At 41.0% G+C, this 22281-nt stretch carries 11 protein-coding genes and 2 pseudogenes; 2 read left to right on the forward strand and 11 right to left on the reverse strand.

The features are described from left to right. Positions 1-9: 9 nt before the first annotated feature. The 6 genes from ACESZG_RS14045 to ACESZG_RS14070 all read right to left on the reverse strand — a co-directional run bounded on the left by ACESZG_RS14045 (position 10) and on the right by ACESZG_RS14070 (position 9095). On the reverse strand, positions 10-711 hold the full coding sequence (locus ACESZG_RS14045; protein ID WP_373218590.1) for a TetR/AcrR family transcriptional regulator: 702 nt from the start codon (positions 709-711) through the stop codon (positions 10-12). 711 nt (positions 712-1422) lie between these two features. Next, positions 1423-2985 carry a hypothetical protein gene (locus ACESZG_RS14050; protein WP_368210878.1) on the reverse strand — a complete coding sequence of 521 codons (1563 nt, stop codon included), beginning with the start codon at positions 2983-2985 and terminating at the stop codon, positions 1423-1425. A gap of 281 nt (positions 2986-3266) precedes the next feature. Next, the gene (glgX, locus tag ACESZG_RS14055) at positions 3267-5351 is read right to left on the reverse strand and encodes a glycogen debranching protein GlgX (RefSeq protein ID WP_368210877.1); all 2085 of its coding nucleotides are present in this window, start codon (positions 5349-5351) and stop codon (positions 3267-3269) included. Between the two features lie 293 nt (positions 5352-5644). Then, positions 5645-6337, reverse strand: coding sequence for an MgtC/SapB family protein (locus ACESZG_RS14060; protein ID WP_368210876.1), 693 nt, complete (start codon positions 6335-6337; stop codon positions 5645-5647). 123 nt (positions 6338-6460) lie between these two features. Then, positions 6461-7885, reverse strand: a complete 1425-nt coding sequence (locus ACESZG_RS14065) for a GGDEF domain-containing protein (RefSeq protein WP_368210875.1) — start codon at positions 7883-7885, stop codon at positions 6461-6463. A gap of 154 nt (positions 7886-8039) precedes the next feature. Next, on the reverse strand, positions 8040-9095 hold the full coding sequence (locus ACESZG_RS14070; protein ID WP_118574837.1) for a hypothetical protein: 1056 nt from the start codon (positions 9093-9095) through the stop codon (positions 8040-8042). A 579-nt stretch (positions 9096-9674) separates the two neighbouring features. Here ACESZG_RS14070 and ACESZG_RS14075 point away from each other — a divergent pair. Further along, positions 9675-9956, forward strand: a pseudogene (locus ACESZG_RS14075) (histidine kinase dimerization/phospho-acceptor domain-containing protein); the annotation flags it as partial. Between the two features lie 85 nt (positions 9957-10041). Here the strand turns inward: ACESZG_RS14075 and ACESZG_RS14080 are convergent. Next, positions 10042-10875: a PRD domain-containing protein gene (locus tag ACESZG_RS14080; RefSeq protein ID WP_025580122.1), complete on the reverse strand. Its 834-nt coding sequence runs from the start codon at positions 10873-10875 to the stop codon at positions 10042-10044. Positions 10876-10967: 92 nt separating this feature from the next. On the opposite strand from ACESZG_RS14080, the pseudogene ACESZG_RS14085 reads away from it, so the two are divergent. Beyond that, positions 10968-11030: pseudogene (locus tag ACESZG_RS14085) on the forward strand (DUF6783 domain-containing protein); the annotation flags it as partial. Between the two features lie 290 nt (positions 11031-11320). Here the strand turns inward: ACESZG_RS14085 and ACESZG_RS14090 are convergent. The 4 genes from ACESZG_RS14090 to ACESZG_RS14105 form a co-directional block, all read right to left on the reverse strand. Continuing rightward, positions 11321-13564 carry a glucose PTS transporter subunit IIA gene (locus tag ACESZG_RS14090; RefSeq protein WP_368210874.1) on the reverse strand — a complete coding sequence of 748 codons (2244 nt, stop codon included), beginning with the start codon at positions 13562-13564 and terminating at the stop codon, positions 11321-11323. A 476-nt stretch (positions 13565-14040) separates the two neighbouring features. Continuing rightward, positions 14041-16020, reverse strand: coding sequence for a diguanylate cyclase (locus ACESZG_RS14095; RefSeq protein ID WP_368210873.1), 1980 nt, complete (start codon positions 16018-16020; stop codon positions 14041-14043). Positions 16021-16083: 63 nt separating this feature from the next. Beyond that, on the reverse strand, positions 16084-16209 hold the full coding sequence (locus ACESZG_RS14100; RefSeq protein ID WP_368210872.1) for a hypothetical protein: 126 nt from the start codon (positions 16207-16209) through the stop codon (positions 16084-16086). A 129-nt stretch (positions 16210-16338) separates the two neighbouring features. Then, positions 16339-22257 (reverse strand): DUF5057 domain-containing protein, encoded by a 5919-nt coding sequence (locus tag ACESZG_RS14105; RefSeq protein ID WP_368210871.1) that lies wholly within the window; start codon positions 22255-22257, stop codon positions 16339-16341. Positions 22258-22281: the final 24 nt, after the last annotated feature.

A 22281-nucleotide genomic window follows, 5' to 3' on the forward strand; every position in this document is an offset into this window, starting at 1 on the left:
AAATGTTACTTATATATCATTTAGTACTGACTCAAATCCTTCTTCTGCTTTTTTAACTGTATCAGCAATAATTTTTTCGGCCATAGATTTTAAATCTAACTTTAAAACCTGTTCTATAACTTCCTCCTGTTTTTCTTCAGGCACCTTGTACAAAGTGAAACAGCATTTGAGAAATCTTCTTAATTTATCTTCCATGGTAAAATACATATCACACTTTTTGGCCATAAATCCCCTGGTAATTCCTGCCGAGGCAATGTCCATTTCATAATAATCTTTCAGCTCCGCGGTTCCCATGTATTCTGCAAAAATAAACTGCAGTTTCTTTGCCGTACTAAGATAAATGTATTCCGATGTAGTGGGAAGCGTATATCCTACCACGTATAATTCACGCAGTGGCTCTGACATTTCTGCTATATACATCTGCAGGGATGTTTCGACCCCGTAAATAAGTAATGGGTCGGCATTCTCCCCCAATATAACTCCTGTATTTTCAAACTGGCTACTAAACATGGTCTTTACCAACGTCAGTAATAACGCCTCCTTATTCTCAAACGCTGCAAAAAAGGATGATGGTGCCATTCCTGCTGCTCTTGCAATCGAAGCTGTTGTGGTTTTTTCATATCCATTCTTTAAAAAAAGCTGTACTGCTGCATATAGCATTTTGTTTCTTCTGACAATTCCTTTATGCTGTAATCCTTTTGGCATTTTCATTCTCCAATCACAATATTGTTTGCACTTTTGACTGTAATCAATTATATAGCAAAATCTGATTAATCGCAACTATTATCTGATTTTTCAAAACAGGAATATAGCTTTTGTTTTACGTGCTCCGCAAAATCATTGCCGGCAGTCAGCTCTCCGTGGCAATGCCGTTGCAGTAAATCTACCTGCTGCCCCGTTAGGAAATGAAGTTCAGGGATGCCGTCTATTCCGCGGAGGATACTGGGGTGATATCAGCGGAAAATCCATTGATATATATATATCTTGGAAATACTCCGGCAGCGCATAAGCAGATGTTAAGAATCGGAAACCGGCAATATGCGGGGAAAATATAAGAAAACGCTATAAGATACGGTGTATCGCAGGATCTTTGTTTTGAAACCTCCACACGACTAAAGTCGCGGGATTCCCGCACTCCCCGAAAGGGAAGCACTTGAAGAGGACCCGAGCTTCACTACAGCAGGCGGACCCCTGCAGGTATAGCCCCCGGGCGGCAGACGGCCGATCTTCCAGGCATGGTCTGTCCCTTAGTTTTGCATGACTCTCTTCCAGTTTACGGACTAAGCTTTCGAGGGGTCACAGACCAGAGGCCTGTGTCCTGTACTTGCAACCGAAGGAGTGGTTTCTGCCCCCTGTGGCCGGATCAACGTGTTTTCTGGGAAACGGTGGTTTACGGGATATTCCGGCAGGATCTGCCGTTTATCAGAATCCAAAGCATGCCGGACGTGACTGTCCGGAGGCCTTCATCTTCATGATCAGTTCCGTCTGCATCTTTACAAACTGTCCGAACAGCTGCAGGCATTTTTCCCTGTCCGGTTTTTCCGGGGTGCCCATGCAGGACTGGAGGAACGCACTGTAGAGGTCCCTCTGTACGACCTGCCCTGCTACGGTCTTAAACCGTCTGGAAAGCTCTACTTTGATATACGCATCCAGGCCATGGTCATACTGGCTTGCACGGTACTTCCATTTATCAGTTTCCATATAGGCAAGTCCATACTGGACACATTTCTGTTTCAGCCTGGTCTGGAACAGGCCCGGACTGCGGTCGTTCACAGACTTCCCAAACCGCTTCTTACGTTTATACTTACGGACTATCTTTACGGAACCGTCCTTCTTTTTTACTTCTGACAGTTTGTCCTGCCGTTCCGTCTTCTTTGACCTCTTTGCCAGTGTGGAGAATTCCATGGGTTCGTTCACGAAAGAGGATGCGGACTGTATCATCCGGTTCAGCAGGTTTTCATGCCGGCATTTGGCATATGCCGATTTTCTGCGGTACAGTTCCCGCAGCTTCGCCTTTTTCCTGAGACAGTTTTTGGAAAATGTCCAGTGTTTTTCCTTCCACTCGGATCTTTTCCTGCAGGTGCCGTCTTCCTTGAACTTGTCCGGGTTCGTCTTTCTGGTGGAAACATCGATCTGTCTCTGGAGCTTTGAAATCTCCTTATTGTAATCCACACACTGGGGAGCCAGCTCTTCCAGGAACACGGCATCCCCGGATACAGCAGCGACCGTGGAAGTCCCCTCGTCAATGCCCATGACGAACTTTCCGGGCTCCACCTTCTTCGGAGCCTCCCCTTTCATATAAATGTCCACATAATACTTATATCCGGAACGGAACCAGATCCTTTTGATCTCGCAGTAGCAGATCTTGCCGGAGGACAGGGATTCGTTGACATAGTTCCTGCCGCCCGGCAGGTCGGCCTTTGAAAGATCGTATCTTACCGGGATGGTGATGCCGTTCCAGGTGATATAGCAGTTTACCTCATGTTTTTCATCGTCCTGGTCAAAATGGAGGATCACGCCATTGGAACAGCTCTTTCCCGGGATCGTAGTGAAGTCACGCTCTTTCTTATAATGGATATCTTTGCCGTCCCCGTACAGTACTTTCTCAAGGCCTTTGAGGATATGGGCGACCTCTGCCTGCACCTGGTGGGAGGAGATATTTTTCTTATACCGTCTCTGCATGACACTGGCATATTTTTCCAGCCCGCTTTTGGTCAGTCCCAGCTCATTGATAGTCTCATCCATAAGACCGGAGACGCGCGCCAGGTCCGCAGCCACCTCCTTATGATTGTCGGGATCCAGTTTTTTCAGACGTCCGTATTCTTTTTTCAATGCCTGATACACCCTGTCCTTATCCAGCCTGGACAGCTGCTTCTTGACATGCTTGCGGAGCTGGTTGCTGATATGCGCAAGGATCCGGAAACGTTTTTCCACGATCGGTTCTGTGCGGTAGTCCACCAGCAGCCTTAGTCTGAGCATATGCATAAAGGATTCCTCCTTCCTGATCATATTGATTAAGATCAATATGAAGAAAAATACTTTTTTTGAAAAAACAGCAGCCCCTGAGCCAATTCATCTCATGACTGAAGTCACAAGCATTCTTGACTCAATTTGTAAAAAATACCTCCGCAGAAATTCCGTGGAGGTTTAAAAAGGTTATGCTACTACCTGTGGAGTAAGCTGATTTTAAACAAATTCTGTATCAAATAATGATTCTTCTTTAGTCATTTTAGATTAAAAAAATGAAAGAGAAAATTTGCGAAAAACTATATTTCCGTTCGTGTACCGATAAATACTGCCACAGAACGCGGCTGGAGCCAGTATTCGGTAATTGTTACTTCGTCTGCCTCGTCCAATGCAGTATCTACAAAACGTCTCCATTCATAGGCATTCGGAAGCTTTGGAAGCTCAAATCGCTGTTTTTCCCAAAATACATTCAGCGCTACATATACTAGATCCTCTCCCTGATCAGTCTTTCCGGCATAGCAGACTGCCAGACATTTTGTGTCCTGATTGATGGAGTTATCCCGTGGCTGGTTTGTATGGATGCTTACTGCAGGAAAGCCGGTATCTGAAGGAGCCAGGTTATTTCGGATTGCCGGATGCGCCCTCCGAAACTGGATCATCTTTTTAAAAAACTGGTATAGGGTCTGATTCGTTTTCAGCCGTTTCCAGTCCAGCCATGAAATCTCGTTGTCCTGACAATATGGATTATTGTTTCCAAAACGGGTATCTCCAAACTCATCTCCTGCAAGAAACATGGGAGTACCACGACTGCACATCAGTACTGCACAGGCATTTTTTATCATCCTGAAGCGAAGCCTGAGGACTTCCGCATCTTCTGTCTCGCCTTCCACTCCGCAGTTCCAGCTTCGGTTGTCATCATTTCCATCAGTGTTGTTCCAGCCGTTGTCCTCATTATGCTTTTCATTGTAGGAGTAGAGATCCCAAAGAGAGAATCCGTCATGGCAGGTAAGGAAATTAATAGAGGATGCATATCCCTGATACTGTCCGGTATACAGATCCGGTGATCCGATGAGCCTGTTTGCTGCTGCTTTGGCAAACCAGTAATCTCCTTTCAGGAAACTCCTCATGTCATCCCGGTATTTACCATTCCATTCCGCCCAGCGGGAAAAGGCCGGAAAGCTGCCGACCTGATAAAGTCCACCGGCATCCCAGGCTTCTGCGATCAGTTTTACGTTCCGAAGGATCGGATCTTCCGCAAGATTTTTCAGAAGTGGAGGCTGGCTTGCAGGAGAACCGTCTTCATTTCTCCCCAAAATGCTGGCCAGATCAAACCGGAAACCGTCCACATGATATTCGATCGTCCAATACCGCAGGCACTCAAGGATCATCTGCTGCACTACTGGATGATTACAGTTCAGTGTGTTTCCGCATCCACTGAAATTATAATACCAGCCCTCCGGAGTCAGAATATAATAGATGCGGTTATCGAATCCTTTAAATGAGAAAAAGGGACCATTTTCGTTTCCTTCTGCCGTATGGTTAAAAACAACATCTAGGATCACTTCGATACCGTTGCTATTCAGATCTTTGATCAGGTCTTTCAGCTCATCCCCTTCCCGGTTGAATTCTTTTTTGGCTGTATAACTGGTGTTCGGGGCAAAAAAGCTTACCGGATTATATCCCCAGTAGTCCAGAAGAGTCCGGCCGTTAACCTCTCTCTTTCCCATGGTTTCATCGAACTCAAAAACAGGCATTAATTCCACAGCGGTAATCCCCAGATCCTTGAGATAGGGGATTTTTTCCCGGATTCCCTCAAAGGTGCCGGGATGAGCGACATTGGAGGAAGGATTTTGGGTAAATCCGCGGACATGAAGCTCGTATATGATCAGATCCTCAATCGGTCTGACCGGATCCACATGATCGCCCCAGTCAAAATCATTGACAACCACTCTTGCCCGGTACTCATGGTCTTGATTAGGCTTTTCGCCCCATACGCTTTGTCCGGTGACTGCTTTTGCATAAGGATCCAGAAGTGGCTTTGATCTGTCAAAAATAAGACCTTTTTTGGGCTCATATGGACCATCTACCCGATAGGCATATTCGAAATCAAAGATATCCAGTCCAAAAACAATCATGGAATACACGCCGCCGATCCGGTAGTGTTTGGGAAAAGGAAGAACCGCATATGGTTCTTTTTCTCCTCTGTAATACAGAAGCAGTTCCACGCTTGTTGCTTCCATAGAGCAGATGGTAAAATTTACACCTTCCCTGAGGGCGGTTGCCCCATTGATCCCGTAGAAACCGGGACGGACTTCATATCCGTTGATGCTGTCCAGAGGAATGAGGTGTTTACGTTCTGCGGCGGCAATCCTTTTATCATCCATAGTTATCCATCCTTTCCTGCAAATTCTTTGTTTTTTGTATCATATCACAATTATCTTTAATAATAAACAAAATCCGCAGCCCTAACCCCCATAGGTCAGAGCCGCGGAAACACGAAGGAGAAAATCCGCGGAGCTGTAGCTGGCAGCTCCGTATGTTAGCATTACCAAAAAGATCTTCAAGATGGCGCAAGAAAAATCTCTTTGGTAAGGAAAATATAGCAGAAATTTTAAGATGGAGTTTCTGATACGAAAAAAATCTTATCTGAGGAAGAAGCATTGGGCGCAGATCAACATTAATATATATATTTTACGTACTTCACGCCTTCCACATGCTCAAGTATTTTTAGGACATGATCCCTGCTTTCATTTTGGGTATTTCTGAAAGTGATCAATGCCTTCTGGAATCCTTTTCCTTTGGTTCCATGTTGCACCTCCTCGATTTTCAGGCCGTTTCTTTCAGCCTGCTGTGCGATATCAGAAACAGAAAGCGCATCGTCATACTCCAAATAAATCTCCAAATAAATATCATCTACCAGAAATCGATACTCCAGTCTTTTTAGTCGCGCCATGATAAAATAAACGACCAGCGTAGCAATCAAACCTGCACTGTAGAATCCAATGCCCAAGGCAAGACCAATGCAGGCCGAAACCCACAATCCTGCTGCGGTTGTCAAGCCTCTTACTTTCGTTTTTCCAGAGGTGATAATACTTCCGGCACCCAGGAAACCAATACCGCTGATCACCTGGGCTCCAAGCCGGGAAGGATCTCCGGTTTTGAAAGTGTCGTACATATACTGTCCCGTTGCCATGACAATAGCTGCACCCATACATACCAACATATATGTTCTCATTCCTGCGGGCTGGTGAGCCCGTCTTCTCTCAATTCCTATAACTCCTCCGCAGATAATGGCAAGAAGTATCCTGACTATTACAGATAATATATTTAATTCTTTCAGATAATCAACAATTGCAGGTATATGACTCAAATTTCTATTCTCCTTTGTGCTGTTTATTACCACGGTAACTGGTGATGTCTCTTCTGTTTTTCTAGTAAACGATGTATTCCGACAGAGTTTTGGTTTTCTGCAAATATTTGAAGGAAAAACTGCCTATCTTCTGTCTGCACCGCTTTCCTTATAGTAGCGTTCCTTACTCTGATACATTCTTGCATCTGCAGCTTTTGAGATTTCATATGCACTACCCCAGTTTCTCTCTGTGCTGAAAACCCATCCGTACGAAACAGTCATTGAATCAACAAACTTTCCATGCCAGTTTGCCACATTGGAGTCGAAGCCATGTATCAGTTCTTCCATCTGTCTTGTATTCTCTGTAATGATAACAGCAAATTCATCTCCACCGATTCTGTATACCTTTCCATACTCATGAAAGCTGTCTCTCATGCAATCTGCCGCTGCGCATATAAGCTCGTCTCCTGCCATATGGCCATAAGAATCATTTGCCCGTTTTAATCCGTTCAGATCTACAGAAATGTATACCCATTCCTCACTAAGATTAAGCTTTTTCATATCATTTTCATATGCGTGCCTGTTTAAACATCTGGTAAGCTCATCCGTATTTGAGGTGTATATCAGTTTTTCTTTTTCCAGTCTTTCTTTCATCACTTTGGAAAACATATAGGTTATACAGCAGGATGCCAGTACCAAATATGCACCTACTATAAAAATAGCAATCATGCCGCCCTGCTGATAAAATGAATCCTCTACAGTTACAATAACAATATAGTTATCATTCTGGTGCATCATGCATCTGCAGTGCTTTCCATCCATTCTGATCTGTGTTACAGTCGCACCGTCAGCACTGACATGATCCGCTGATATCCCCACATCTTCCAGTTTTTTCCCTAATTTGCTACTGTCCGTGGATCCTTCTATTACCTGTGTATCCGCATCTGCGACCATAATTTCCATGGCTTTATATACCGGCATTCCGGCAACTACATTGGAAATGTTATTCTGCTTTATTTCATTGAGAAGTCTCTTTGGCTCAATTCCCACCTGGAGCATCTTGGTTCCGTCTTCGTTCCAGGTGATGGCATACATCATTTTCTTTCCCTCTGCAGTATTGGGAGTAACATCCTGACACATGGTCAGCGATTTATTCTTAAGCATGGGCTTAAAATACTCCATCTGCGCACCGGAATCAAAATTATAGCCAAAATACCTGGGTGCAGAACCACTGTAAATAGTTCCCTGATCATCAAAAAGATGTATCTCATCAACAGCCATTAGTTTTGCTATTTTCTGCAGCTCATCCACATCATATTCTACCGCCGGATCGGCATCAATCATATATGACACTGCTTTAGCCCTTACAATATAATCGTCCTTTAACGATTCGATCAGCTCGTTCCTGCTCTCATCATTTTTATCAAGCACAGTAATCACACGATCAAGAAGCACCTTTGATGTTCTATGGGCATTTCTGTCATTAACATATTTCAGAATGCTCGCTTCAAGGAGTAAGGCAACCACAATTATCATAATAGATAAAATTATAATTTTTTTCTTCTTCATATTTCCCGTTCCTTTGTCAGATATGTGGTTTTAGTGTAGCAAACGGCAGATGGGATGTCAACCTGGGAAGATGAAGAAGCCACAGATTGGTGATTTCCAGTCTGTGGCCTGATTAGATTTATCAAACGGATATTCTCAAAATGCTTTAAGATCTTTAATAGTTTTCAAAGGCTTCTACAATTTTCTGCATATCGTCCGTGTTAAAGCGCTCATCACAGCTGACAGACATGATATGGGAATAAATATATTGAGCTCCTGGATAGTCTTCAACCTTTACAAAAGGTGGTACAGGCCAGTATACTTTAGGCGGAATATGCCTGTCTGCCAGATGCTTGATAAGGGCGTCCCGGTTTTCCACAAAGAAAGGGAAAAACATAGGACAGATATCATCTGAAAGATAAGGAAATACCGGGCGGATATCGGAGCGTTCCGGCAGGTGTTCCAGAAGGTAACGGTAATTTTCCTGGCGTTTACGGATGGCATCCCGGAATGGATAATGAAGAATCGTTTTAAGGGAAGCTTCATCCCCTTCCTGGATATCGAAAATCTCACGAAGCATAAATTCCGCTTTCCAGAAAACATCATTGCCTTCTTTATTATAATCCTCATTTCCCGTATGCTCGTAGGTCTCTCGGGATTGAAGAGCCTGATCTCTAAGGGAAAACTGTTCTTTATTGATAGGAATAGGTTTTACGCCAAAGGTACCCTTTCGCTTGATGGCAAGACCACCGGAGGCAACACCCATCCATTTTCGGAGACTGACCGCAATATAGTCAGCATCCGGACAGGCCGGCAATGGAGAAAATGCTGTATGGGTAGTATCCACTATTACAGAAACGCCACTGGCTTTACATTTTTTGACAAAGTTCTCATCATAGGTAGGATAACCATAGTATCCACAGACAAGGAGAACACTGATCTGCGGGATCATCTCTTCCTCAAACACAGGGGAAAGATTTTTGTCAAAATCATAATAATGAATTTCATATCCTGCTTTTACAAAGCAGCCCAGAACTGTTTCGCAGTCATAGGAAGGCAGATATGCCACACGCTTTTGATCTGTTAACATCAGATCCCTCAGACAGTAATAAATGGCACAACGGCCGGACATTAGATGAGCGGTGTCCCCGGGATCAGGGCAGGTATGCTCCACATAATTGTTTGGCTCAGAGCCAACAGGTTGATAGGGGAAAAAGCCTCCAATTTCCATAGTAAAACCTCCTTTAATTAAATTTATATATTATATTTAATATTTCAAAATATTTAACAAAAATGAAAGTAATGACTTTACAAAACCATTATAACATGAATATTATAAAATATCTTTAAGTAAAGTATATACTTTACTTAAAGATATTTTACAGGGAATGAAAAAGAGGCTGCTTATTGCTATTTTGGGGTAAAAAGAGTATACTTTGAAATACTAAACATCAGGAGTACAAAATTATGAACACACACTCATCCGGATGAGCGTTCCTATGTGTCCAGACACCTGAATTATGAAACCCTGCTGGAAAGACTCTCTCAGGAAGCCTCTTTCAAATTCCATTTCAGGCTTGTCACAGATACTGTCCATTACTATTATCTGCTCATTGCCAGAAACGGAAACGCCGATGACTATCGGGATTTCGTAATTGCAGTGGCCTGTGAAGACAATGATGTCCCTGATCAGGACAAAAAACACAAGGATACATACCCCTATGATCTTTTCCTCTCAGACTACATCCGGCAGCGTGTACATCCGGATGACCGTACAATGCTGGAAGAATCCCTGGAACTGGGCAATGTAATGGGTGTTTTGTCCGGTCAGTCCGAATACAAGGGAAATTACCGGATAAATGACAGGGATGGTATCCACTACTATCAGTTCCGCTTTATCAAAAACGAAGACTCCGGTATCATTGTTCTGGGATTTCTGAATGTGGACGATGTGGTGGAATCAGAAATCCGGCACCAGAAGCTCCTTAAAGAAGCTCTTGACACTGCCGAACGCGCCAACGCAGAGAAGTCCAATTTTCTTTCCCGCATGTCACATGATATGCGCACACCGCTGAATGGGATCATTGGTCTGCTGGAAATTGATAAAAAAAACTCCCTGTTCAGACCAGAAATAAAATATTTCCGGCCGGGCAGGGAATTTCTTTCTTCACTGATTATCATACCGCATCCTTATACACTCTCTGGATATGCATTGCCAGATATCCTGTCTCTGTTTCATCCAGCTTATGTCCAATACATCCTTCCAGGTTTTTACAGATGTCAGTGGCAACCTTATAGGCCTGGGGATACTGATCCAGCATATATTCATTCATGTCCAGATTCAGCTTCTCTCCTGTAGATGCACGCGCTACCATATACTTCATATGGTTCATCAGACGATTATAGGACAGTGACAGTACATCGATTGGCTTACCTGTTGCTTTCTCGATCATATCTATACACTCTCTCACTGCTCTCGCAGTCTGCATGGCAACAGATACCTTCTCGTCACCAATTGCAGAATGAATATGCAATGCCACATATCCAACCTCATGATCATCAATCTCTATCTGAAGTCTTTCTCTCAGAATTGTTTTCAGTGTTTCCGCAACTTTAAATTCACTGTAGAAAAGAACCTTGATATCCTCTGTCAGCGGATTGCTGATCTGCTCATTTCTGCGGATTCTGGCGACTGCAAAAGAAATATGGTCAGCAAGTGGAAAAAGAATTCCTCTGTCTATGGAATCTCCAAACACTTTCTGTGACTCTGTCAGAATTGCATCTGCAATCTCCAGATACTCCGGCTCTATTCCCTTTACCAGTTCCTTCGCAGATCCACGCTCTGTCTCCTGTTCCAGACGATATGTAGTGCATCCCTCCGGCTTATCAAAACGCTGGCTGACCTTTTTTCCAAAGCCAACACCTTTGCCAAGAATCACATACTCCTTATTTTCATCCATATCAATGGCTATAACACCATTATTATTTAATACCTTGCTAACTCTGTACATCTCTGTCGTAATCCCCTCTATAAAAATTTATTGCCATTATAATAATTTTCTCTTTGATCATAAAACATGTTTAAAAATGCTTTACGCAAAATAATACTACAAATTGTAACATACATCTTGCGAAAAGCATTTTTCAAACACACTCTAGTAAATAATGCATTTAAGACAGTTCAGCAGAATACGAAAGACAAGGAAAATATCTGCAGGCGTGCTGACGCACAACAAAGATATCTGACGCAGGATTTCATACTCTGATGGGCTGGATTAAGATGCATTATTTACCAGAACTGCTATAGTTTACCATATTTTGAATAAGAATCCTACCCGTCACACAAATTTGTTACATTTTTGATTTCCAGATCCCCCCTGCAAAAAGGGTAAAAAAACAGTCAGATAATCAAGATGTCATCTCTTTTGATCATCCAACTGTTTTTTGATAACAATATTATTCCAGTGTCTCCACCGCAAACAACGGTTCACCAGCCTTAATCTCACCGTTTGCCAGAAGTCTGATCCTCTGGTTGTCTTCCGGTTCAGTATCAAGGATAGGGGAAGTGATGGACGGAGCATTGGCTGTTAAGAACTCCAAATCCAGTTTCATCATCGGATCACCTTTTTTCACTTTCTGACCCTCTGTTACCAGGATTTCGAAGCCTTTTCCTTCCAGTTTTACAGTGTCGATTCCCATATGAAGAAGCATAGGGATACCGGAATCTGTCTGGAAACCTATAGCATGTTTTGTATCAAAAATAAACTCAACTTCACCGTCTGCAGGTGCATATACAGTACCTTCTGTTGGTGTCACCACTGCACCGTCACCCATCATTTTTCCTGCAAATCCTTCATCCGGTGCAGTAGAAAGATCTGCTGCGATTCCGTCTACAGGGCTGTAAATGATTGCTGTTTTTCTGATCTTTTCTTCTTTTACAGGTGCCAAGGACTGTGCTGTACCTGCATTTTTGTCCTCAACCTCTGCACTGTTCTGTCCATCTGCATTTCCTGCTGCAGCATTTTCCTGTACCTGTACATTATCCTGTGTCTCATCTGCGAATTCGTTGGGAGCAGTCTCCAGATATTCTTCCAGCTTCGCCTTGATAACAGTTACATGAGGTCCATAGATAACCTGTACGCCCTGTCCTTTTTTTACGATTCCTCTGGAATCTGTCTGTTTCAGAAGTTCATCACGAACTTTCTCAGGCTCTGCAACTGTGATACGAAGTCTGGTCGCACAACAGTCAACATCTACGATATTTTTCTTTCCGCCAAGGCCTCTGGTGATCAGTTCACTTACCAGATCACCGGAGGTTGCTGCAGCTGCACCGGCTGTCTTTCCGGCTTCTTTTCTTGCATTTACATCAGCTTTTGTATAAAGCTTTGTCTCTGTATCATCATCTTCACGTCCAGGAGTCTTGAAATTAAATTTCCTGATCATAAATGTAAAGATTACATAATACAGGATAAAGTAAATAATACCAACCGGAATGATCCTCAGCCAGCTTGTTTTTGCATTTCCCTGCAGAATGCCAAAGAGGAACAGGTCAAGGAAACCTCCTGAGAAAGTAAGTCCTACTGCAATATTCAGCATATGTGCGATCATATAAGCCGCACCTGCCAGGATCACCTGAACTACGAACAATGCCGGAGCTACAAACAGGAATGAGAATTCCAGCGGTTCAGTGATACCAGTAAACATACATGCCAGCGCTGCGGAAAGAAGAAGTCCGCCTGCCGCTTTTTTCTTCTCAGGTTTTGCACAGCGATACATAGCCAGCGCTGCTCCCGGAAGACCAAAAATCATAAAGATAAACTCACCAGAGAAATATCTGGTTGCATCCGCACTGAAATGTGCTATATTTGCAGAATCAGCAAGCTGCGCAAAGAAGATATTCTGTCCGCCCTGCACCACCTGTCCTGCAACTTCCATAGTTCCGCCCACTGCGGTCTGCCAGAATGGCATATAAAATACATGATGCAGTCCAAAGGGGATCAATGCTCGTTTAATAATACCAAAAATCAGAGTTCCCAGATATCCACTGCCTGTTACCAGACCGCCCAGAGCATAAATACCGTTCTGAACTGCCGGCCATACAAAATACATCAGGATTCCCACAAACATATATACGATCGTGGAAATGATCGGTATAAATCTTGAGCCGCCAAAGAATGACAGCGCATTCGGAAGCACAATTTTGTGGAAACGGTTATGAAGTGCCGCAACACCAAGACCTACGATAATACCGCCGAATACACCCATCTGCAGAGACTGGATCCCGCATACAGAAGTAATGGTTCCTTCCAGTACATCTGCTGCTATCTGACCGTCTGCTGTGATTTCATTGTTGATAAGAAGCATGGCACTGACAGCCACATTCATAACGAAATATGCAATCAGCGCAGAAAGAGCAGCAACCTCTTTCTCTTTCTTTGCCATACCAATGGCAACACCAACAGCAAAGATCAGCGGCAGATTGTCAAATACAGCACTTCCAACCTTGTTCATAATGATCAGAAGAGAATTAAATAATGTTCCACTTCCCAGGATCTTCTGCAATCCATAGGTAGCGATAGTTGTTTCATTTGTGAAGGAACTGCCGATACCAAGCAGCAAACCTGCAACAGGGAGAATTGCAATCGGAAGCATAAAGGATCTTCCCACACGCTGCAAAACTCCAAAAATCTTGTCTTTCATGTTCTTTTGTCTCCTTTTCCTTATTCGTGCGAATAAACCGTCTTGTTTCCGGGAGATTAAAACCTTCTGACATATGATTATTCCGCGTTTTACCACAAAGAATACATCAAAAAAAGGCACTAACCCCCATAAACATTAAAAAATAACATTTATGACCGGTTAATGCCTGCCTGTCCAGTAACACACCAAATCTGTGCTATACTATAAAGGATTATTTATTCCCTGTCAAGATACTCAGGAAAATTTTTTACAAAATATTTTTGCATTTCATGAATCGATCTCTGTAATGACCATTTATTATTTTTCAAAGCCGCAACATTCTCTGCATCCTTCTGATCTGATAGAAATTTATTGATTTCCCACTGCTGCAGGCTGCACGTTCAACTTGATCACTCTGTCTTCCCATTTTAATCCATTCAGATCTACAGAAATGTACACCCATTCATCGCTGAGTTTAAGCTCTTTTCAGAGGGATTTTATCTGTTTCTCTCTTCCAGATATTCCAGACATTCATTCACACCTTTAATACCAAGTTCCTTGCACACTTTATCCTGAATTTCCACCAGACATTCCAAAAGAAGAGGATTAAACATTCCGCATTCTCCATTCAGGATCATTTCCATTGCCTTCTCATGAGAATATGCTTTCTTATATACCCGGTCACTTACCAGGGCATCATACACATCTGCCAGTGATACCACCTGGGCAGATATAGGGATTTCTTCTCCCTTCAGGCCATCCGGATATCCTTTTCCATCATAACGTTCATGATGCCAGCGGCATATTTCATAGGCATATTTCATCATCTCTTCATCATGATACATTTCCAGCCTGTCAAGCATCCGGGCACCTATGATCGTGTGCTGCTTCATGGCTTCAAATTCTTCCTTTGTAAGCTTTCCGGGTTTATTCAGAATTTTTTCGTCAATTCCAATCTTACCGATATCATGAAGTGCGGAAGCTGTGGCGATCATATGCTGCTGAGACCAGGAAAGATCGTAATTCTCTGATTTTCGCATCAATTTCTCCAGCAAAAGCTGAGTCAGAATATTAATATGCAACACATGAAGCCCGCTTTCACCATTTCGGAACTCTACAATCTGACTGAGAATCCCGGTCATCATACGGTTGTTTTTCTCTTTCTCATAAATCTGATCTGTTACCAGATGGATCAGACGCCTTTGCTTGGCATAAAGCTTGATCATATTGATAACCCGCTGATATACCACCTTAGCATCAAATGGTCTGCTTATATAATCTGAAGCCCCCAGTTCGTAGGCACGACGGATATAACTCTCTGATCCTTCACTGGAAATCATGATCACCGGTATATCCTCGATCCATTTATCTCTGTTCATATAGGCGAGTACTTCAAATCCATCCATTTTTGGCATAATAATATCTAACAGGACCAATGAGATTTCAGTTCCATACTGCTCCAGCATCTTCAGAGCCTCTTCCCCGTCACAGGCCTCCAGTATCCGGTATTCTTTTCCCAGAATTTCCTTAAGTATCTCACGGTTCATTTCAGAATCATCAACAACCAGAAGCTGAGGCAGGTTTCTTTTTTCCATCTTGTCTGTATTTTGCTTCTGCTCCCACCGGGTCACTACTATATTTTTATGTCCCTTGGCCATATACATAAGTCTGTCTGCTTTGGTGATTGCTTCCTCCAATCTGCCATGGGTAAACATAGCTCCACCAATGCTCACTGAAAGCTTCCGACGATTAAAACCCGGAATATGCGTCGCATGGATCTTCTCCTGGATCATACGGAGCTTCTGTGAAAAGACTTCCTTCTCAATTCCGGGCAGGATCAGCAGAAATTCATCTCCTCCATAGCGCACCAGAATATCCGTGCGACGGATATAATGTCGAATTACATTTACTACGGTTGTCAGTACCAGATCTCCTCCATCATGACCATAAGTGTCATTGAACAATTTGAAATCATCCAGATCGATAACTGCAACTCCGGCATTCAAAGACATATTTTTGACTTTTTCCTCAAAATATCTGCGATTATACGCCCCTGTCAGCACATCCTTATACAGCTTTTCGCTATATACTGTCAGCTTTTCCGTCAGTTTTTCATATCCTTCCTCATCTGTCAGCGTGTTCTCGTCCAGCTTTTTCAGCATTTCCATTACATAGGGCTCATCATCAATCTCCAGATACCTTGCAAATACCTGATACATATCAGAATCAAGAAATTCAATTTTGGATGTCTGTTTCTTCTCCTCCAGTGCTTTAAGGGAAATGCAATTCTCACATCTTTTATCTTTATTCCAGAAAGCATAACACTGGCAAAGATTTTCTCTTCCTGCAAGCTTACTTTCCATTCCGGCAGCCTGCAGATCACTCCCTTTCAGGAGACGAACTACATCAAAAATCTCCCGAAGCACCTCCATTTTATTCTCTGCTTCCTGCATCGTCATTTGTTTCCACTCAATCATTATTCCCAGCCTCTCACGAACAACAGCTTTTTTCTGCAATATAAATTTGTATTATTATACCACTTACTCATCATACAGTACAACAATAATATTTTTTCCTAATTTTTTAATTTCATAAAGGGAGCGCCTCAAAAACAGTCCTTGAGGGGTGCGACCCCAATCGGTCCTTTCCTGATTTTGTCTTGCCATAAGTGTGCCTCCTTAAATATACGGTTTATCACAGTATATCAGGGATGGAAGAGGCAGTCACTACGCCATGTTTTGAGGCACTTGCATTATTTTTCAATACCATGAAACCATTTTTTCTTAAATATAAAGTCAATCCAAGTCAAAAAGCTGACGCTGGCATATGTCTATCTTTGCAATTGACTGTGCTTCTTTTTCTACACCATAATACAAATACCTGCAGGAAATTCTGGCATATAAGATTGTTTTTCCTCTGTATTCATTGACATTATTTCTTAAATATTTCTGCAAGTCTCCCAGTGCAAAGTCATATACATTTCCACTATATACGTAAATGTCTCCATTTGTATCAGCAGGTACCTGCGAATTTGTTCCTGAAGTATAAATAGGAAGTTTAACCTCTTTTACCTTTTTGTCAATGCCTTCGATATTCTGCGCATCTTCATCGTCAGATTCAATAAACAGTTCCAGTTTAAGATCTTTTGTATTTGTTCCTGAAAAGGATGTACCTACAAGGTTTGAATCCGTAACTTTCAGATGAAAATCCTGAATATCTTTCACCAGTTCCTGAGACTGATTATCATTTGTATAATCTAATATATAATAAACATTCTTTGCCTCTTCTGCATTCCAGTCGGACTGTTTTACAAACGAAAGATTTGGTTTAACTGCCTGCGCATTATATGCTGCAATAATTGTATTTACAAAAAGCTTTTTCTCCATATCATTATTAACATTACTATGGCCTACCCCAGTATAAATAATATTTTTATAACTATAAATATAATAATTATTTCTTACATCATTTGGTGTATGATCATAATAAAAATTGCCCTCCGTATTATCCTTATTTCCAAGGCAGTACCATACCACAATATCTCCATTTCCATCATTATCTGAGTCTTCTTCCATTGCAAGCTGATAATACTGAAAATGTGTTTCAGCTACCGGAATCGTCTGATTGATTTTATATGGATACTCACTGATTGCTCCCTGATTTACCTGAGATGCTTCCGTTGTTGTTGGATTATGTGTTTCATCCTCTGCTTCATAATAGGGATCTGTTATTGCTAGTTGCTTTCTATCCCTTACTGCAATCCTAAGTTTGCCATTAGTAAAACCCTGTGTTTCAGAATACGTTTGCATTTTCTGACTATTCAATCGATATGCCATATCATCAGAATTACTCAAAATAGTATTCCAGGCCGAGTCTGTTATTGTTAAATTTCGCGCCTGTTTTAAAATATCCGAAGTTTCTGTTACTGTAATCCCATAACGATCCATTCCGGAAACTGAACGAAGTTTTTGGTTAAAATAATATGCCCATCCTTTCCAGATATCACCTCCTCCATTATCATTTAATTTATTTTTAGAGGCATCATCATCATAATTTGAGGACGAAGTATTATCATGAGCTAAAATAACACTCTTTCCTGTATTTGCGAAATCAAGAATTCCCTGCACTCCCTGTTCAGTAAAGTTTCCATTGTATCCGGTATAGTCGGGGCCTCTTCCACCATAACCTTTTCCATCACAGAATCCTACTATTAACATATGATATTGATCTAAATATGCAGAATTATTTTTATAGTTCTCCTCATATTTTGATACAGTAACAGCATCAATTTTAACATCAAAATCTTGCTTTACTGCATTAAATAATGCTTTAAAATTTTCATCCTTTGTAAGATCCCATGTACAATATTGATCCGGTTGAATCTGGAGAACCTTAATTGTATTATTGACGGCATCACTTTTTCTTCTCTTTGTATATCCAATTTCTGATGTTCTTATCTCACTATTGCTATTACTTGTAACAACCAATTTCCATGGCATCAGCTTAATATATTCCTGTGGAATCTCTCTAGACACTGTATATTCTGTTTTCAAAGAAAGATGGTACTTTCCTTCCTTATCACTTTTTAAAGCTGATCCATTCTGAAGAACAACAATATCATTCAATTTCTCCGAAGCTGAATAATTTCCATCACAATTCAAATCAATATACAATTCACAATTATAGTCAGCATTTGCCGGTGAAGCCTGAGCTTCATCTATTATCTGGAACTTAAAAGTCATATTATCTCCAGTAAGACAATTATTGGCAGGACCATTTTCATCGCCAATTACTGATGGGGGAAATGAATCTTCATCAACAAATTTTATCTTAGGCTTAGGAAGAGACGCAAAAAAGTCTACACCTGATTCAGTCCCTATTTCAGACTCACGATATACATTACTATATGTCTTTACGTTATTTAGGAAATCATAAACATAGGATGAACTGTCAATTAATTCTGTAGAGATTTCTTGTTTCTCCGGATTATAAATATTGCCTGCTACTACCACCGGATACCCGCTTTCTACAAAATCTACCAATTTATTTTTAATATTTTCTGTAAGATCATTTCCAGACCCGCGGACTGAACCTATCATTGTCCCAGTTTCTGAATCTGTTTCTCCTACTGTGTTTGCCAAAATCGTTCCATTTTGACTGATATAATCATGATTCATCAGACCCTGTAACTCATATAAAGCCTTCTTACTTCCACCAATGTGATAATACAAAATCGTATTATCCGGCCGGAAGTTCGCATCATAATTAAGATCGGTATCATCATCTCCCAAATAAATCATATCATATCTTGTATTTATATCTTCAATATGACCGACAAATTCTGATGTTGTCATAGTTGTAATATCTATCGTTGAATCGTTTTCATTCACAATTGGAAGCATTCTAGAAGCACTTGCCCAAAACTTCTGTTGTCCGTCATAATCACCAAATGTATTTGTAAAATAAATTTTCATTTTTTTCACAGATCTTACTGTCTGAGCAAATTTAAATATCTTTTCTCCCGTATCAATATTGTACCAATTGTAATGTGTAGAGTCTTCTTTTTCAAAGATTTTATTTCCATCTTCACCACATAACTCCACCTTATATTCATCCAACACGCCCGTTTTTGTTTCACCGATATTTTTCCGGGTCGTATAAATAAAACCATCAATATCTACTTCTTTTGCAAAATCAAATTGAACATAATGCACATGGTCTATTGTCTCATCCGATATCCATACACTGTCATCTTTTGGCAACAGATTACCGCTATCTTTATTATTACAGCAGGTCGTAACTGTCATATAACCCAGCCAGCCCATAATCTCAGACTTTGTAATTTCGCCACTACTTCTAGCCGGCTGAAGTTCAAGTACGTTTATCTTATCCTTTGTAACCTGAGCTCTTTTCAATTTGTAATTGATAATATACTCTATTGCTCTCGCATGTGACAGTTCTGTATTAAGTAGCTCCTCTGACGAATCAGGAGCTGATATCTGTTGACTATCATCTGTAATATTATCTTCGCTTGATTTTCCCAGCTGACGATATTTATTTTCACTTGCAATATATTCTAATATTTCTTCAAACCCCTGAGTTTCTCCCTGCGTTCCGTCTGAAATATCACTGTCTGAACCAAGGTTAAAATTTGTATGGAATACCCCGCTTAGAAGGCTCGAAGGATCCTGATTAGCAAATGTATTATTAAAGAAATATACAGATTTTGTCACATAATGCTGGTCTGCATCCTCATTATTTATAAAACTTCCAAATGCGTTTACAAAATCAATGTTTGTAGTTAATTTTTGCTGATTAACAATACATGGAAATTTATTTTTTGAAGCCAATGATGCCAGTGCCTTAAAAGATGTTTCATTTAAACCACTTCCATTCATATAGACCAAATCATATTCTGATAAATCTGAGCTATCTGTATTATTCTTTGTTTCTCCAGCAGAAAATGTATCAGCACTTTCATCATCCGTAAATTCCGTATCTGGCTCATCCGAAAAAGCAGTATTCTCCGTTGATACGTCTGTCTGTTGAATATCCGTATCATTTAAATCTTCTGTGGCTGCCGCCGTACCATATGTTTCATTAAATTCCGCCGAAGTAATTGTTTTAACCTCAATATTGAATGAAGCGTATTTCTCCTTTTCCTTTTCATCATCTAAATTAATATGGAATACATAACGTTTAAACCAGTCATGATTTGTATATCCACCACGATAATACATATGATTAACTTCTACTGTCGTCTCTTCCTCATTATCATCTGGAACAAAATCATAATCTCCAACTTCCGGAGTCAGTTTATATTCTGCAGCCGAAATATAATGTGTCGCAGTTTCCCCGTCTTTAACTGAAACGTAAACATCTTCATCTTTCGGGTAACCTGGAGAATACCATCCAAAGTACTTGTATGCATGTTCATTCTCCGAATCACTTTCATCTGTTTTGCAACAGAAGTAAGCCTGTTTTACTTTATAATAATAATTATACTGCAATGTTTCAGAAAGTTTTTGAACATTATCATATGAAACCGGCTGACGACAGGTAACAATAAAAATCGGATTTTTTGTAATATTTCCCTGCTGGTCTATTGTCCAATACCAATATTGACCATCCTGAAATGTTATATTATGCTCTTTGTCTGAGGCATCTGGCGTATATGTTCCATTTTCTACCTCTGCTTTATTTCGCTCTGCACAGGCAACTATTTTTTTCATGTCACTAAGCAAGGTATATTCATAATATGGATACTGATCTGTCGTTATTCCGAAATATACTTTCGGATTCTCAGATGTTCCCACAGAAGAATCAATTTTAGTTGTGTCTCCCCTTATCTCCTGCGTATACGGAATAAGCGGCTGTATCTTATCATTTTCTATCACTGTAGTTTGACCAGAGTATGTTTCCGTTACTATTCCTGAATCAATGCCTGTATCTGCATCTGCTGTGCTATCCGGATTCTGCATCTGCGCACCGTCTGCATTTCCTGCATCTGATACATTTCCAGTATCTCCATCTGAAAAATCTCCTGATGAAAAAGCATTCTCAGCCGCAGATCCGAACTGAGCTGAATCTGCTGATATGTCTGGCTGTCCGGTTTCCTGAATTGCTGTATCTGCTTCATCAATAGCAGAAAAATCATCTGTTCCATCAGTAAAAGATTTCGCATTCGTTGTCTGATTTCCAGATTCAACAGGAACTTTAACCGCATGCGTCATATCTATTTGGGGTGTTTCTCCCGGAAAAAGATAGCTCCCATTGCTTATATTATTTACAATTTCTTCTGTCAGATTACCATAAACATTTTCATAATAACCATAGCCGCCTTTTGGATAATCATATTCCTGTAAAATGGCATTTCCATTTTTCTTGTTATTGTTCTCATCAAAGGCTTCATTCACACTGCTATTATCTACCTCTTCAAATTCTAGGAAATATGGTTCATTTGCTTCACCATTATCTGAGAAAAAGAAATTCTGAATATTTTCGCGGTATTTCTCTGTACTGGACTTATCTGTCTCAGAGTCCCTGCGAATAGGATAATAAGTTTGTTCCTGCTTCGTGTAATCACCTGTGCCGTCTGAATTTGGCTGATACTTACCTTTAACCTTAACTGTATCGGTTCTGACTGCTTCCGTTTCTGCATCTTCGAAAGTTATTGGAGTCCATTCTTTGGAATTTTCCTGTTCGGAAGTAAGAAAATATCTTTCTTCATATGGCGTATAGGAAAGTGGGTAATCCTTCTCTTCACCACTGCTGTCATTCTGATAGCTGATGTTCTGTATATTTTTTATACCTGTATCGCTTCCATCTTCTTTTGTATTTGTAGCAAATTCTTTACGCTGACTGACAGACGCTATTTTTTTCAAGCCTTCTTCCAAAGTGTTAATAGGAATCGTTTTCTGATGCTCTTCACCATTCTCATCTTTGTAAGTATATGTATAATTATAAAGTTTAATATAAGGTTCCTGACCAGACACATAATATCCGATTTCCGCCTCGTCTGTGTTATCTACGATTTCGAGAATTCTAAATGGTTTATCTGCCGTAGCATCATTTACAATCTGCTCCACTCCAGGCATCATAGCAGAAGAAGCCTGTACAGAGACACTTGTCTGGAGCAATGCTCCAACGCCAAGCACCCCTGCTATGGTTACCGCTATGCCAGATATGAAGAGTTTTTTATGTTTAAGTCTCATGCGGTTTCGTCCTCCTTTGTTTAA

This window comes from Blautia sp. Marseille-P2398 (assembly GCF_964240315.1).
Taxonomy (GTDB): Bacteria; Bacillota; Clostridia; order Lachnospirales; family Lachnospiraceae; genus Blautia_A; species Blautia_A wexlerae.